We start from the raw sequence: 14,499 nt of genomic DNA on the forward strand, positions 1-14,499 counted from the left end.
CACACAGGGATACATGACATGACAACAGCCAAAGACATCATGAAGCAGATCAAGGACAACGACGTAAAATTCGTCGACCTGCGCTTCACAGACCCGAAGGGCAAGCTGCAACACGTGACGATGGATGTCATCGAGGTCGAGGAAGACATGTTCGCCGATGGCGTCATGTTCGACGGATCGTCGATTGCCGGCTGGAAGGCCATCAACGAGTCCGACATGGTGCTGATGCCTGATCCGGACACCGTCCACATGGACCCGTTCTTCGCCCAGTCGACCATGGTCATCCTGTGTGACATCCTCGATCCGGTTTCGGGTGAATCCTACAACCGCGATCCGCGCGGTACGGCCAAGAAGGCCGAGGCCTACATGAAATCGGAAGGCATCGGCGACACCATTTATGTCGGCCCGGAAGCCGAGTTCTTCGTGTTCGACGACGTGAAGTACAAGGCCGACCCGTACAACACCGGTTTCAAGCTCGACTCGACCGAACTGCCGTCGAATGACGACACGGACTACGAGACCGGCAATCTCGGCCACCGTCCGCGCATTAAGGGCGGTTATTTCCCGGTGCCGCCGATCGACAGTGCGCAGGACATGCGCTCGGAAATGCTGACCGTGCTGGCCGAGATGGGCGTGCGCGTCGAAAAGCATCACCATGAGGTGGCGGCTGCGCAACACGAACTCGGCATCAAGTTCGACACGCTGGTCCGCAACGCCGACAAGATGCTGATCTACAAATATGTCGTGCACCAGGTCGCCAACGCCTATGGCAAGACGGCCACCTTCATGCCGAAGCCGATCTTCGGCGACAACGGCTCGGGCATGCACGTCCACCAGTCGATCTGGAAGGGCGGCAAGCCGACCTTCGCCGGCAACGAATATGCCGGCCTTTCGGAGAGCTGCCTGTTCTACATCGGCGGCATCATCAAGCACGCCAAGGCGATCAACGCCTTCACCAACCCGCTGACCAACTCCTACAAGCGTCTGGTCCCGGGTTATGAAGCGCCGGTTCTGCTCGCCTATTCGGCGCGCAATCGCTCGGCCTCCTGCCGCATCCCGTTCGGCTCGTCGCCCAAGTCCAAGCGCGTCGAGGTCCGTTTCCCCGATCCAGGCGCGAACCCCTACCTCGCTTTCGCCGCCATGCTGATGGCCGGTCTCGATGGCATCAAGAACAAGATCCATCCCGGCCAGCCGATGGACAAGGACCTTTACGACCTGCCGCCGAAGGAGCTGAAGAAGATCCCGACCGTCTGCGGTTCGCTGCGTGAAGCGCTGCAGAGCCTCGACAAGGACCGCGGCTTCCTGAAGGCTGGCGGCGTCTTCGACGACGACCAGATCGACAGCTACATCGAGCTGAAAATGGCCGAGGTGATGCGCTTCGAAATGACCCCGCATCCGGTCGAATACGACATGTACTACTCCGTCTGAGATTGAATCTCAGACTAAAGGTTCAGCGTAATGTTCAAGCCCTTGAAAGATTTTCTCTTTCAAGGGCTCTTTGCTGCACTCCGATAGTCGTGCCTGCCGTCGGCCCGCTCTCGCTGTCGCCCGCTGCAGATGGGCAACGCTTTTTGCGTTTTGTTTTTTGACGATCGTGTGTGTGCCGTGGTCCACGGGCGCTGGGTCAATCTGCAAGCACGGCACGTCAATCCGGTGACGCCGTCTCGGGTCAGCAAGATCTGGTGGGTGACAAGCGGATCACTGTTCGAGCGCGAACATGGAGCCAGGAGCGAGCGGCGCACTGTCTCAGGCTACAGTGACCGCTCGTCCGGCGCCCCCCGCCAATGCCGCCGTTCAAGAAAACCCCGCCCGTCCGAACAGCATTGCGTGACGTAACCCCAAGGCCTGCGAATTCGCATGCTGCGCTGCAACCTGTCAACGCCGCCAAATGGGTCGTGGACAGTCGATTTCGCAACGTGAACAGGTGCTTATGGGAGGGTCTTTGCCACAAATAAGTGCTGGAAAGCGCTGTTTTCCAAGCTTTTTTGACAGATAGTCGCCGGAATTGCCTGGTTGGCGCCGGAACGTCGCAGGGATTTGCGATCGCCCGAATTGCCTGACTTTTTCTGGGTATGTTCCGGCCGGGATGCGATCTGCCGGTTAATGGGAAAAGAACCCGGGTCCTTGGCTGGGGTTCTTGCGTGCGGGCCGGACGCACGCTGCATTCTGGATCGCAGCGGCAAGCCGCCGCCCGGACAGCAAACCTCATGGCAAGCAATACTGCGCGGCTCAGCCGGCGGGCACAACGATCCGCCCCAGAGGAATGCATTCGAGCAGGCCAGCCTGGTGGGAATAGATCCGGACTACGCCAGAAAATGGTGCTTCGATTTCTGTGACAATGTGAAGGCCGCGCTTCAGGCCTTTCGGTAGAGCGAGCGGCGCGCCAAAGTTCCATTACAAAAAGAACCCCAGCTTTCGCCGGGGTTCTTGCTTGGGAAGACCGTAGGATGGGCCTGAGACGGTCACGGCAGGTTTCCGCCGTGACGAAGGCTCAAGCCGCAGCTGAAACCTGGGCGCTTGCCGGCACCGAAGCGATCGTCTTCAGGATCTGTGAGGCGATCTGGTAGGGGTCACCCTGCGAGTTCGGGCGGCGGTCTTCCAGATAACCCTTGTAGTCGTTGTTGATGAAGGAATGCGGCACGCGGATCGAGGCGCCGCGGTCGGCGATGCCGTAGCTGAACCTGTTCCACGGCGCGGTCTCGTGCTTGCCGGTCAAACGCTTGTCGTTGTCCGGGCCGTAGACGGCGATGTGATCCATCAGGTTCTTGTCGAAAGCCGCCATCAGCGCTTCGAAATAGGCCTTGCCGCCGACGTCGCGCATATAGGCGGTCGAGAAGTTGGCGTGCATGCCCGAGCCGTTCCAGTCGGTGTCGCCAAGCGGCTTGCAGTGGTATTCAATGTCGATGCCGTATTTCTCGGTCAGGCGCTGCATCAGGTAGCGGGCCATCCACATCTGGTCGGCGGCCTTCTTGGAGCCCTTGCCGAAAATCTGGAATTCCCACTGGCCCTTGGCCACTTCGGCGTTGATGCCTTCATGGTTGATGCCGGCGGCGAGGCAGAGGTCGAGATGTTCCTCGACGATCTGGCGCGCGACGGAGCCGACATTGGAATAACCGACGCCGGTGTAGTACGGGCCCTGCGGTGCGGGATAGCCGCTCTCGGGGAAGCCGAGCGGGCGGCCATCCTTGTAGAAGAAATACTCCTGCTCGAAGCCGAACCAGGCGCCCTCGTCGTCGAGGATGGTGGCGCGCTTGTTGGAAGCGTGCGGCGTGACGCCATCGGGCATCATGACTTCGCACATAACCAGCACGCCGTTGGTGCGGGCGGGGTCCGGATAGACGGCGACGGGCTTCAGCACACAGTCGGAGCTGTGCCCCTCGGCCTGCTGGGTCGAGGAACCATCAAAGCCCCATAGCGGCAGCTGCTCAAGCGTCGGGAATTCGGCAAATTCCTTGATCTGCGTTTTGCCGCGAAGGTTGGGAACCGGCGTGTATCCATCGAGCCAAATGTACTCGAGCTTGTATTTCGTCATTCTAGCCTCTCGTTGCTTAATCACCGAACCTGGATGACGCAGGCGCGCCGAGCCATCCAGCAGCCCAGCTGCCAAGTCGATAAAATGCAATTCGTGTGCCATTTCCGCTGCGCTGGGTGCGTCAAAAATGCCAGTTCACATCTGAGATGCAACCAAGCCGCCTAAGCAATGCGCCAAGATCGACCAAAGACAAAATCTGCATCAATAACAGGCAACTATTGATCTTTCCTTAGGCATCTTGCCTAAATGGTTCGCAGGACTTACCTTCATGCAAAGATGAATCGACAAGGGTCCGCAGAAGGAAGGAGACAGCCAATGGAGATCACGTCAGCCCGTCCGTCGGCAAAAATCCTGATGTTCCCGGTGGCATCGCGCATGACTGCCTCAAATTTAGGCGTAAAGGCTAAGTTCGCGGCAGAGCTTGCCTCTTTGCGCGATCACCCGCTCGACCATGGCGAGGCCTGGTACCATGAGGCTGCCATCGCGGAAGCCGAACTACCTCGCAAGAGCTAGACGTCTCCAGACCATTACAACAGAAAAACCCGGCGCGATTGCTCGCGCCGGGTTTTCCTTTGACCACTTGAGCTCGCCTACTCCTTGGCGTGCAGGTCGGTGCCGAGCGTATCCTTCACGAAGATCATGCCGATGACCAGCGACATCGCCGCGATCACCACCGGATACCAGAGGCCATAATATATGTCGCCCTTGTAGGCACTCAGCGCGAACACCGTTGCCGGCAGCAGGCCTCCGAACCAGCCATTGCCGATGTGGTAGGGCAGCGACATACCGGTGTAGCGAATGCGGGTCGGGAACATCTCGACCAGGATCGCCGCGATCGGCCCGTAGACCATGGTCACGAACAGGACCAGGATGAACAGGATACCGATGGTCATTGGCCAGTTCACTGCCGCCGGGTCGGCGAACATGGCGAAGGCGCCGCCAGCCGGGATGTTGTAGACGGTGACTTCAGGCGCACCCGCTGCTTCATCGGTGGTCAGCAACTTGTCCTTCACCGCCTGGTCGACCGGCACAGTAGCCTTTTCACCGGCGCGGATCGCGGCACCGTCCAGCTTCAGTTCCGGGTTGGCGGCGACAAACGCGTCGAGCTTCTGGTCCGCAACCTTGATCGCCGCGCGCTTCAGCGGATAGCCTCCGTCTTTCAGAGCCATGTTGACGGCTTTCACGAAGGCCGCCTCCTTGGCCTTGGCCTGATCGCCAGCGGCGACAGCGTCATAGGAAGCCACCGTTTCGTTGCCGATCTTGACCGACGCGGCTGTTCCGGCCGCAGCCGTCGACACCACGTCATAAGGAACCGAGTTTCTGGTCAAGAAGGCTGTCGCGATATCGCAGGACGTTGTGAACTTCGCATTGCCAACCGGATTGAACTGGAACCTGCAGTCGCCGGGTGCAGCCGTCACCGTCGCCCGCGTGTTCTGCTGAGCCGTGGCAAGCGCCGGATTGGCAGCCCAGGTCAGTGCCTTGAACAGCGGGAAGGTACAGACAATCGCCAAGGCAAGGCCCGCCATGATGATCGGCTTGCGGCCAATCTTGTCAGAGAGCCAGCCGAAGACGACGAAGAAGATCGAGCCGATCGCCAATGCGATGGCGATCATGATGTTAACCGACTGCGCGTCGACCTTGAGCACGTTGGTCAGGAAGAACAGCGCGTAGAACTGGCCATTGTACCACACCACGGCCTGGCCGGCGGTGAGACCGAGCAGCGCCAGCAGGGCAATCTTGGCATTCTTCCATTGACCGAAGGCTTCCGTCAGCGGCGCCTTGGAGCCCTTGCCCTCGTCCTTCATGCGCTGGAAGGTCGGCGATTCGGAAAGCGAAAGCCGGATCCAGATCGAGATGCCGAGCAGCAGGAAGGATACGATGAACGGAATACGCCAGCCCCAGGCGGCATAGCTTTCCTTGCTCAATGAAGCCTGTACGATCAGGATCACAATCAGCGACAGGAACAGGCCGAGCGTCGCCGTCGTCTGGATCCAGGAAGTGTAGTAGCCTCGCCGATTGTCCGGGGCGTGCTCAGCGACGTAAGTGGCCGCGCCGCCATACTCGCCGCCCAGCGCCAGGCCCTGCAGCATGCGCAGGATGATCAGGATCATCGGGGCGGCGATACCCAAGGTCGCATAACCAGGCAGCAGACCGACCAGGAAGGTCGACAGGCCCATGATCGTCATGGTGACAAGGAACGTATATTTCCGGCCGACAAGGTCGCCGATGCGGCCGAACAGCAGTGCGCCGAACGGGCGCACCAGGAAGCCGGCCGCGAAAGCCAGCAGCGCGAAGATATTACGCGTCGCTTCCGGAATGGTCGGACTGAAAAACGTCGAGCCGATGAACACTGCGAGCGAGCCGTAGAGATAGAAATCGTACCATTCGAAAACGGTGCCTAGCGAGGAAGCGAAGATGACCTTCTTCTCTTCCCGCGTCATGCCGCGGCTCGTTCCGCCGGCGGTCGATGCCATTGCCATTGTGTTTTCCTCCCGTGAGACCCGTTGACCTCGAAGCTGCGCGGCAACATCCGTGTTCTCCTCCGAACGCGGACTCAGGGCAGCCATCAACGGGAAAAATGACAGAAAGCGCTGGCCAAAGGCAGCGCGTCTTTGGGATTATGACTTTGGTATTAGGTGCGCTGCGGGATGAATCCGAGCGAGCGGCGGATCCCGTCAGCCCCTGAGCGCCTCGAGCAGTCCGGTGGCAGCCAACATGTCGCGCTTGCGGGCCGAGCGGCGCGCGACGGCCTCCGCATCCTGCCCCCAATGCTCGATCTGCCAGTCCTCGTCGACATGCCCGGCAGCCCAGGCGCCCTCGGCGTCGAGTTCGCCGAAATCGACGGCCAGCGCCAGCAGCGCCGAGCCGGTCAGCGACGTCATCACATGGATGGCGGCGAGCCGCAGCGGATCGGTGCGCCGGGCAAGATGGCTGCCCAGCACGGCGATGGCTTCGCGCGGCTGCTCGACATGGACGATTCCTTCGGCGAGGTTGAACCTTGCCCCGAGCGTCTCCCTCGCCCAATCCAGAACCGGATCCCAATGTTGGTTCTGCCGCTCCACCAGCCCCTGCGGCGCGTCGGCGCGATAGCAAAGCAGATCGGACGAGGCAAAGCGCAGGATGTCCTCCAGCACCGCCTGCGGATCGCTGGCAACGCCGTCGATCGCGGTGTTGACGAGGCGCATCACCGGCATGGTCACCGGATCGATGGTCTCGCCCTGGGCGGCGAACTCGTTGGCGACGAGCGCAGCCGCCGCCTCGGTCGGCAGCGTCAGGAGCGCCTTGCCCGGCGTGCGCACCGGCTTGCCGTCGAGATGCACGGCAAAGCCGTCTTCCACCGGCGCGACCGAGACGGTCTTGTAGAAGCGCTTCGGCAGATGCGTCTTCATCTGGATCTGGGCGCGGCGCACCGGATCGGGGTCGGAAAGATGCTTGCCCGCTTCGAGGTCGTTGAGGATATCACGCATAGAGGTCTCTCTCACACCGGCACGATCTTGCGCACCGGCCGATTGACGATGATAAGGCCGGCGGCAATCAGGCCAAGTGCCAGGAAAATGCGCATGGTCAGCGGCTCATTCAAGAACACGGCGCCGCACAAGACGCCGAAAACCGGCGACAGGACGGTAAAACTGGACAGGCCAGATGCCGGATAGCGCCGCAGCAGCCAGAACCACAGCACATAGGTGAAGGCGACGATGTAGACCGCCTGGAAAAGCAGCGCCAAAGTCGGCAGCACGGTCGGATCGCGAACGGGCGGACCGGCGAGAGGCAGCACCAATATGCCGACGATTGCAGCACCGGCGAGCTGGTAGAGCAGAAGCTTTTCGGCAGTCGCCTCGACCAGCTTCGACCGCTTGATGAGGATGTTGGTCAGGGCCCAGAAAAATCCGGAGCCGAGGCTCAGGAGATCGCCGAACAGCATGTCTCCGCCACCGCCAAGCTTGTCGGAAAACACTGCGGCAAGGCCGGCAAAGGCCAGCAACAGACCGAGGAATTTCCTCAAGGTGATCTGTTCGCCAAGCAGGAAATGGCCGCCGAGCAGCATCCAGAACGGCATTGTGTTGACCAGCAGCGTGTTGCGGGCGACGTTCGTGTGCTCCAGGCCGACATAGAGGCAGAGGAACTCGATGCCGAACAGCACGCCCACGGCGATGCCGGCGCGCAATGTCCCGTCGCGCGTGAACAGCGCGATGCCGCGCCAACGGCACCAGAGGAAGACGCAGAAGCCGCCGATGATCGAGCGCGCGATCGACAGGAAGACCGGGTCGTAACCGGCAAAGGAAATCTTGGCGGCGACGTAGTTCAGCCCCCAGGAAAAAGTCAGGCCGACCATTATGGCGGCGGCGGCCATGTCGATCGTATCGTGGCGATCAAGCGTATCGGTGGCGAGCGCGTCGGTGGCCCCGCTCACGATCAGTCCTCAGCGCTGGCGTCGTCGAAGCCGATCAGGTTCCAGCTCTGGCGCATGTGCGGCGGCATCGGCGCGGTGACATCGATGACGCCCTTGTCCGGATGCGGAATGATGATGCGGCGCGCATGCAGATGCAGGCGGTTTTGAATGCCGCCCGGAAAATCCCAATTGGTGTCGGCCTCGAAATATTTCGGATCGCCCAGGATCGGGCAGCCGATGTAAGCGGCATGGACGCGAAGCTGGTGGGTGCGCCCCGTATAGGGCTCCATCTCCAGCCAGGTCATCGTCTGCGCCGCCCGCTCGATGATGCGATAGTAGGACACGGCGTGGTCGGCGCCCTTTTCGCCGTGCGCGGCGACGCGGACGCGGTCACCATCCGGCGTCGGCTCCTTGATCAGCCAGGTCGAGATCTTGTCCTCGCGCTTCGGCGGCACGCCCTTGACCAGCGCCCAATACGTCTTCTTAGTCTCGCGGGCGCGAAACGCTTCGGCGAGCTTCATGGCGGCAAGGCGCGTTCGGGCGACGACCAGCACACCCGATGTGTCGCGATCGAGCCGATGCACCAGGCGCGGCTTCTCGCCCTTCTGGTTGCGCCAGGCTTCCAGCATGTCGTCGACATTGCGGGTGACGCCGGAGCCGCCCTGCACGGCAAGGCCCGCCGGCTTGTTGAAGACGAAGACCTTGGGGTCCTCGTGGATCAGCATTTTCGCCAGGACATCGGCATCGCCCTGGTTGCGGATCGAGTGGCCAGTCAGCGCGCTCTCGCCCTTCTTGTCGACCTCGAGCGGCGGGACACGCACCATCTGGCCGGGCTCGACACGCGTGTCGGCCTTGACCCGGCCGCCATCGACGCGAATCTGGCCGGAGCGAAGCAGCTTTTGCAGATGGCCGAAACCAAGGCCCGGGAAATGGGTCTTGAACCAGCGATCGAGCCGCATGCCCGCCTCGCCGGCCTCCACCGTGATCTGTTCAACGCCTGCCATATTCTTCTTCGCTTATCCGTTTCCCGGCAGGGCTCGGCCCTGCTCTCGGCGCGGCAATAGCATTATGAAACGGTTCTTGCGAGCCAAAGTCCCAGAAACAGGGCGATAATGGCGCCAATGACGCTGGCAAGCGCATATCCGAACGCCGGAAGTGTCGCTCCCCGCTCCCACAGCGTCGCGAAATCGAGCGAAAAGGCTGAGAAAGTGGTGAAGCCGCCGAGCATGCCGGTGGCAACGAACAGCCTAAGTTCGTTCGATCCGCCGCGACGCGCCAAGATGGCGATGAACAGGCCCATGGCGAAGGAGCCGACGATGTTGATGGCCATCGTGCCCCAGGGATAGTTGGGGCCGACAAGGCGCAGCGCACCCATGCTGGTGAGATGACGAATGCCGGCACCGATGCCGCCACCGACCACAACGAGAAGCAGATTCAACATGACCGTTTTACTGCCCCTACAGGGGCAGCCTGGTCAATCCCTGCGTTGGGCAGAACTGCGCAGACCAGTCGAACTGGTCACCACTCAGGTGTTATCCAGCTTGGATATTTCTTCCTGAAGTCGGTGTAGAGGGCGTCCACTTCAGCTTTGCTGACCGGGCGCGTCTGTTCGTAGAGATAACCGGTAACGCCACCGGACAACTTGTATTCCGCGAGGCGTCTGTAGGCGGTACCGATGCCTTTCCCGTCGAGAATATACTGGTTGGAAAGCGTAACGCAGAGCTGCGCACCTGATTGCAAATGGGTAACGGGCGGGTCGGTTACGACAGCATATCTTGACTTCAATGTGTCAGGTACGAATCCATCGCGACTGTCCACTTGGCAAGGCCATTCAATGTGAGGATATAGGCTTCTTTTCAGGGCGAACAACAGCCAGCTGTTCATGACAGAGCCTGAAGCAAATACCGCAAAACGGTCCTCAGGACGCATTTCCCTGGTAAGGTCATCAGTAAGGCGTTTGTATTCAGACATACTGTCAAGATGAAGAGGCAGAATACCTTGGCTGGCATAAACATAATTGATCGGCGACAGCAACTGGCGGCCGATCGGGAAAAAGGTTCCCAAAAAAGCAAGTCCGGCGACAACGACTATGATGGCGGCCGACAATCGCGATCTCAGCGCCGGCATCGAAACGATCGCAACGATTGCCTGGGCGTATGCGGGAAAGAGCCAAAGAAACATTGGCATCGAATGATGAAGGTCCGGATCTTGTGTCCGAGTGAATAGAAAAAAGGTGGTTATCGAAGCGACGGCACAGAATAAAGAAAAGCGATTGCGACGTAAAAAAGAGATGTAAAGGCCAAATATTATCAACAGCCAGTTCACATAGCTGAGCCGGGATACCACCTGATCGAGCTGGGATGCCAAGGTCGTCTTGTATCCGCTGTAGATATCACCATAGTTGGTCCACAGAATCCTGAGGATCAGAGGTTGCTGGAAGGCCAGTGCGGCTCCGGCGACGACGAGAAGCGCGCACACGCCGCCTAACGCGGCTTTCAGGAGCACCGGAAAGTCCCGGTCTTTTGCCGCCTGAAACAAACAGAAAAAGGCCGCCGAAATTCCAGCGCCTATACCGGCATAGGCATACCAGCGGCGCAGCATGAACGCCAACCACAGGTACCCACCGACACGTATTCCGCTGATCACCGGTTCACGGGTCAGAAACTTCGATTTCCAGAGAAAATAGGTCGCTGCAGAAAGCGCCAGGCAACCGCCGAGATCCGGCCATCCGCGAAGCGTTGCCGCCCAGAACGGCGTGTAAAGAAAGGCCGCAATCCATACGGCAGGCCAGCCCCAGGACGGAGACGTCTCGGAGACCGCCTCCATGTAGCTCATTCTGCCCATGAAAAGAGCGGTCGGGACCAGGTAGACCGCGACCACTCCGGCGACATATGAAAGCCTCGATCCGCCAAATAGTAAGTAAAACGGCATCAGGGGCGCCAAAATTGCCGTGCTGTAATCGTCCGTGGCGATAGAGCCCCTCAGCAGGCGCAGCCACCGAACAGGATCTTCGACCAACAACACGCCCTGCTGGTTGAATATCTCGAAATAGGCAGCGAAATCCCAATAATATATTGGCTCTTCAAGCGCTACATATATGGCTACAAAAGCAACACCAAGCAAGATTGTACATAGGTAGGTCCTTATCCAGAATCCGAAAGTCTCGTTCTTCGTCACTTGGGGCCGCCAAAGAAAACAAGTGCAGGATTGTCGAGGTCAAACCGGGACTCCTACCGATACAGACAGGAACGGAGCCCGCGCGATTCGGAACAATAATCATCAAGTTGATATGGGATGTACACTTTAACCGGTGGCCGCCGCAAGCGCAAATAGTAGCAATACTTACGATCACACTAAAGTAGCAATCGATTATATTATAAATGTGCCTAAATGCCGCCAGCGAAGCCAGCAGCATTTAGAGTCCCCGATAGGGGATCAGGAAACCCCACGCCTTTAGGCGGCTGGGATCGCGGCGCTTGCCGTGTAGACTGGGCTGGATGGAAGCGTACAAGCGTGGCAGCCACACGGTTTGGGACTGCAAGTATCACCTGGTTTGGGTGACGAAGTGCCGTTACGCGGTGCTTGGCGGCGACGTTGGAAACCGGTGCCGGGAGTTGCTGCGCGAGACGGCGCGCGCGCACGAGATGGTTGTGCATGCCGGCTCGATCAACCGCGACCATGTGCATATGCTGGTGTCGATCCCGCCGCGGCTGTCGGTGTCGCGCGCGGTGCAGCACCTGAAGGGGCGCAGCTCGCACAAGCTGCTGAGCGAGTTCGCAATACTGCGCAAGCGCTACTGGGGCCAGCACCTGTGGGCGAGAGGCTACTGGGTGGTGAGCAGCGGGAATGTGACCGACGAGATGTGGGCCGAATACATCATGAACCAGGAGCCGCCCGAGCCCGACGACAACTTCAACGTGACGTGAGTTCGCGCCCTGTCCGCCGGACGGCGGACCGATCCGGCTTTAAGCCGTAACTTGAAGCCACCGCCTTTAGGCGGTGGAGTATTCACAAATTTAAGCTCAGGTCGTCTCGGTCTTCTTCGCCTTGGTCGAACCGATCATCTTCCAGTTCTTGTAGAACATGGAATTGATGCGCTCGACGCTCACCGAGACGATGGCGAGCATGGCCGCGATCAGGCCGGGAACAGGGGACGGACGGATGATGTCCATGAACACGCAGTAGCGGCGGCCGTCATACTCATTGACCGAGCGATGCAGCAGGGTGTCGTCGAAGATGAACAGCGGATTGTCGTACCAATAATTCTTGACGTTGCCGCACTCGACGAAGATCTCCGATTTCACCGGGACCAGATTGTATAGGATGCGCAAGCTGAGCCGCAGCGGGCCGAAGTGCCAGGAGGTCGATTCGCGCTTGCTGAAGACGGAAACGGCGATGGTCTTGATGTATTTGAAATCCTTATTGAACTCGGCGACGTTGTCGATTTTGTGCTTGCCGTACCACTGGTAGACATACATCCCGCGCCGGCCGGCGCCGAAATTGGCGTCGATGTCGGCGATGATCTCGTCCTTGCGCGCCTTGAAGATGTCCAGGACCTCATTGACCTCGCGCTCATAGTCGGCGGGAAACTGCTCGAGCTTCCAGACGCCCGGATTTCTGTAGCACACAAGGTCGACCAGCAGATTGAACGGCGAAAGCAGCCAAGTGAACAGGCCGTTGCCGAGGAAGTAACCGCTGAACAGCGATAGATCCTTGCGATCGTTGCGCAGCACGTCGATCAGGCCGCAAACGATGAAGATGGTCGTCAGGATGGGAATGAAATAGAAGCCAAGGGCGAGAAGCGGGATGGCAATGGCGAATTTGCGAAGGGTTTTGCGAAGGGTTTTTGTCATTTTTCCACGCGCGACGCGCGATCCTGTTGCGAATGAGGTGCCCAAATCACGGCAACGACCACCGCCCGGTCGTGCGCCTTGATAAGGTTTTTTGGGTTACCACACAACGGCCCCTGCTATCGCGGCCGGCTGGCTGCCTGGTGAAGCCCACCAGTTTCGGTCAATGCACCGCCGGCAGGCCAAGCTCGTGCCATTTTCCCCGGGGGCCAGATTGCGTCGGGCACGACCCGCTCCGGCTGAAATCCGCGCGCCAGCGGCGTATCTGGTCCATGGCCGCTTCGGCAACGGCATCAAGCCAGCTTCGCGGCGAGCAGCGTATGAAGAACGACCGCGGCGGGAATGCCCTATAGCGAATCTCGGTTCGCAGCGTGACGACAACCAGGTCACGCAGCGCAGCTATCCCCGCTCCTTGCGCAGCTTCGCCCAATAATCGAGCCGCTTCCTGATGTCGCGCTCGAAGCCGCGCTCGGGCGGATCATAAAAGGTCTGGCGGCCCATCTTCTCCGGAAAATAGTCCTGGCCCGAAAAGGCGTCCGGCTCGTCATGATCATACCGGTAGCCGGCACCGTAGTCCTCCTCCTTCATCAGCTTCGTCGGTGCGTTGAGGATGTGCTTGGGCGGCAGCAGCGAGCCGTGTTCCTTCGCGGCCCGCGTGGCTGCCTTGAACGCGTTGTAGACGGCGTTGGATTTGGGCGCGGTTGCGAGATAGACGGCGGCCTCGGCAAAAGCCAGTTCGCCCTCGGGCGAACCTAGATAGTCGTAGGCGTCCTTGGCGGCGTTGGCGACGACCAGTGCCTGCGGGTCGGCAAGGCCGATATCTTCCATGGCCATGCGCACCAGCCGGCGGCCGAGATAAAGCGGATCCTCGCCGGCATCGAACATGCGCGCAAGATAATAGAGGGCCGCGTCAGGGTCCGAACCACGCACCGATTTGTGCAGCGCCGAGATCAGATTGTAGTGGCCGTCCTGGCCTTTGTCGTAGATCGGCGCGCGGCGCTGGACGATGCGCTGCAATCCTTCGGGATCGAAGACCTCGCCGTGTTTGGCTGCCCGCCAGACTTCTTCGGCGAGCGTCAGCGAGGCACGGCCGTCGCCATCGCTCATGCGAATAAGCATGGCCCGCGCCTCCTCGTCGAGCGGCAGCGCCCTGCCCTCGGTTTCCTCGGCCCGTGCCATCAGCTTGGCGATGCTCCCCTCGCCCAACGAATGGAAGACCAGGACCCGCGCGCGTGACAGCAGAGCGGCATTCAGCTCGAAGGACGGATTTTCGGTCGTGGCGCCAACCAGCACGACGGTTCCGTCCTCCATGACAGGGAGAAAACTGTCCTGCTGGGCGCGGTTGAAGCGGTGGATCTCGTCGACGAACAGCAAGGTCTGGCGGCCCTTGGCGCGGCGCAGCTTGGCTGCCTCGAACACTTTTTTCAGATCGGCGACGCCGGAAAACACCGCCGATATCTGCTCGAAGGCCAAGCTGGTTTCGCCGGCCAGCAACCGCGCCACCGTCGTCTTGCCGGTGCCGGGCGGTCCCCAGAAGATCATCGAGCCAAGCGAGCCGGAACCGATCAGCCGGGTCAGCGCGCCGTCAGGGCCGGTCAGATGCTCCTGGCCGACGACCTCACCAAGGTTTCTTGGCCGCAGCCTGTCGGCCAGCGGCCGCCCGGGCGACGCTTTTTCCGGTTCATCGACGCTGAACAGATCGGCCATGCACTTCTTTTCGTTGGAGC

At 60.2% G+C, this 14,499-nt stretch carries 12 protein-coding genes; 3 read left to right on the forward strand and 9 right to left on the reverse strand.

What is annotated here, in order from left to right; genetic code table 11:
* The first annotated feature begins 18 nt into the window (after positions 1-18).
* On the forward strand, positions 19-1,428 hold the full coding sequence (gene glnA / locus NKJ01_RS21575; protein WP_023757955.1) for a type I glutamate--ammonia ligase: 1,410 nt from the start codon (positions 19-21) through the stop codon (positions 1,426-1,428).
* A gap of 1,063 nt (positions 1,429-2,491) precedes the next feature.
* Here glnA and NKJ01_RS21580 read toward each other — a convergent pair.
* The gene (locus NKJ01_RS21580) at positions 2,492-3,532 is read right to left on the reverse strand and encodes a glutamine synthetase beta-grasp domain-containing protein (protein ID WP_352730801.1); all 1,041 of its coding nucleotides are present in this window, start codon (positions 3,530-3,532) and stop codon (positions 2,492-2,494) included.
* A gap of 315 nt (positions 3,533-3,847) precedes the next feature.
* On the opposite strand from NKJ01_RS21580, the gene NKJ01_RS21585 reads away from it, so the two are divergent.
* Positions 3,848-4,045, forward strand: coding sequence for a DUF2735 domain-containing protein (locus NKJ01_RS21585; protein ID WP_023757957.1), 198 nt, complete (start codon positions 3,848-3,850; stop codon positions 4,043-4,045).
* A 77-nt stretch (positions 4,046-4,122) separates the two neighbouring features.
* Here NKJ01_RS21585 and NKJ01_RS21590 read toward each other — a convergent pair whose 3' ends face one another.
* The 6 genes from NKJ01_RS21590 to NKJ01_RS21615 all read right to left on the reverse strand — a co-directional run bounded on the left by NKJ01_RS21590 (position 4,123) and on the right by NKJ01_RS21615 (position 11,099).
* The gene (locus tag NKJ01_RS21590; protein ID WP_352730803.1) at positions 4,123-6,012 is read right to left on the reverse strand and encodes an MFS transporter; all 1,890 of its coding nucleotides are present in this window, start codon (positions 6,010-6,012) and stop codon (positions 4,123-4,125) included.
* 195 nt (positions 6,013-6,207) lie between these two features.
* Complete coding sequence (locus tag NKJ01_RS21595) at positions 6,208-6,999, reverse strand: ATP12 family chaperone protein (RefSeq protein WP_352730805.1); 792 nt, start codon at positions 6,997-6,999, stop codon at positions 6,208-6,210.
* 11 nt (positions 7,000-7,010) lie between these two features.
* Complete coding sequence (locus tag NKJ01_RS21600; RefSeq protein ID WP_352730855.1) at positions 7,011-7,883, reverse strand: DMT family transporter; 873 nt, start codon at positions 7,881-7,883, stop codon at positions 7,011-7,013.
* 62 nt (positions 7,884-7,945) lie between these two features.
* Positions 7,946-8,926 (reverse strand): RluA family pseudouridine synthase, encoded by a 981-nt coding sequence (locus NKJ01_RS21605; RefSeq protein WP_352730807.1) that lies wholly within the window; start codon positions 8,924-8,926, stop codon positions 7,946-7,948.
* A 62-nt stretch (positions 8,927-8,988) separates the two neighbouring features.
* Positions 8,989-9,363 (reverse strand): fluoride efflux transporter CrcB, encoded by a 375-nt coding sequence (gene crcB / locus NKJ01_RS21610; protein WP_023757962.1) that lies wholly within the window; start codon positions 9,361-9,363, stop codon positions 8,989-8,991.
* Positions 9,364-9,440: 77 nt separating this feature from the next.
* The gene (locus tag NKJ01_RS21615; RefSeq protein WP_352730809.1) at positions 9,441-11,099 is read right to left on the reverse strand and encodes a hypothetical protein; all 1,659 of its coding nucleotides are present in this window, start codon (positions 11,097-11,099) and stop codon (positions 9,441-9,443) included.
* Positions 11,100-11,419: 320 nt separating this feature from the next.
* Here NKJ01_RS21615 and tnpA point away from each other — a divergent pair, with 320 nt between their 5' ends.
* Positions 11,420-11,848: an IS200/IS605 family transposase gene (gene tnpA, locus NKJ01_RS21620; protein ID WP_352730811.1), complete on the forward strand. Its 429-nt coding sequence runs from the start codon at positions 11,420-11,422 to the stop codon at positions 11,846-11,848.
* Between the two features lie 96 nt (positions 11,849-11,944).
* Here the strand turns inward: tnpA and NKJ01_RS21625 are convergent, their stop codons facing one another.
* On the reverse strand, positions 11,945-12,775 hold the full coding sequence (locus NKJ01_RS21625; RefSeq protein WP_352730813.1) for an aspartyl/asparaginyl beta-hydroxylase domain-containing protein: 831 nt from the start codon (positions 12,773-12,775) through the stop codon (positions 11,945-11,947).
* A gap of 396 nt (positions 12,776-13,171) precedes the next feature.
* A complete protein-coding gene (locus NKJ01_RS21630; RefSeq protein WP_352730815.1) occupies positions 13,172-14,479 on the reverse strand; it encodes a replication-associated recombination protein A in 1,308 nt (435 codons plus the stop codon).
* Positions 14,480-14,499 lie beyond the last annotated feature (20 nt).

The sequence above is a fragment of the Mesorhizobium sp. M0276 genome (assembly GCF_040321755.1).
Taxonomy (GTDB): domain Bacteria; phylum Pseudomonadota; class Alphaproteobacteria; order Rhizobiales; family Rhizobiaceae; genus Mesorhizobium.

Excerpts from the sequence above, each read along its gene's own strand:
- glnA (WP_023757955.1), top strand. The coding sequence starts at position 19 with ATGACAACAGCCAAAGACATCATGAAGCAGATCAAGGACAACGACGTA.
- NKJ01_RS21580 (WP_352730801.1), bottom strand. The coding sequence starts at position 3,532 with ATGACGAAATACAAGCTCGAGTACATTTGGCTCGATGGATACACGCCG.
- NKJ01_RS21585 (WP_023757957.1), top strand. The coding sequence starts at position 3,848 with ATGGAGATCACGTCAGCCCGTCCGTCGGCAAAAATCCTGATGTTCCCG.
- NKJ01_RS21590 (WP_352730803.1), bottom strand. The coding sequence starts at position 6,012 with ATGGCAATGGCATCGACCGCCGGCGGAACGAGCCGCGGCATGACGCGG.
- NKJ01_RS21595 (WP_352730805.1), bottom strand. The coding sequence starts at position 6,999 with ATGCGTGATATCCTCAACGACCTCGAAGCGGGCAAGCATCTTTCCGAC.
- NKJ01_RS21600 (WP_352730855.1), bottom strand. The coding sequence starts at position 7,883 with ATGGCCGCCGCCGCCATAATGGTCGGCCTGACTTTTTCCTGGGGGCTG.
- NKJ01_RS21605 (WP_352730807.1), bottom strand. The coding sequence starts at position 8,926 with ATGGCAGGCGTTGAACAGATCACGGTGGAGGCCGGCGAGGCGGGCATG.
- crcB (WP_023757962.1), bottom strand. The coding sequence starts at position 9,363 with ATGTTGAATCTGCTTCTCGTTGTGGTCGGTGGCGGCATCGGTGCCGGC.
- tnpA (WP_352730811.1), top strand. The coding sequence starts at position 11,420 with ATGGAAGCGTACAAGCGTGGCAGCCACACGGTTTGGGACTGCAAGTAT.
- NKJ01_RS21625 (WP_352730813.1), bottom strand. The coding sequence starts at position 12,775 with ATGACAAAAACCCTTCGCAAAACCCTTCGCAAATTCGCCATTGCCATC.
- NKJ01_RS21630 (WP_352730815.1), bottom strand. The coding sequence starts at position 14,479 with ATGGCCGATCTGTTCAGCGTCGATGAACCGGAAAAAGCGTCGCCCGGG.